Below are 303 nucleotides of genomic sequence, written 5' to 3' on the forward strand. Positions count from 1 at the left end.
TCGGCCAGGCGGTTGAGGTCGGTCGGGGCCCGCTCGCCGGTGCTGGTGCGCGAGTGCTCCAGCATGCCCTTGACGATGGCCGCCGCCCGCCGCCCGTGGTGCGTGATTTTGGTCAGGTTCTGCCGCAGGTCGCCCAGCAGCTCGGCTTCCAGCCCGGCATCGCGCGCGGGCCGGGCCTGCTCCTCTTCCAGCTCCTCCAGCAGCTCGGTGCTCACCTCCGAGAAGTTGTTGACGAAGTTGAGCGGGTTCTGAATCTCGTGGGCGATGCCCGCCGTCAGCTCGCCCAGGCTGGCCATCTTCTCC

At 69.3% G+C, this 303-nt stretch carries 1 protein-coding gene; it reads right to left on the bottom strand.

Going from position 1 to position 303, the window contains the following annotated elements; translation table 11 throughout:
• On the bottom strand, positions 1 to 303 hold a 303-nt coding region (locus GM79_RS00295), incomplete at both ends, for a histidine kinase dimerization/phospho-acceptor domain-containing protein (protein ID WP_035557336.1).

It is taken from the genome of Hymenobacter sp. IS2118 (genome assembly GCF_000715495.1).
GTDB lineage: Bacteria > Bacteroidota > Bacteroidia > Cytophagales > Hymenobacteraceae > Hymenobacter.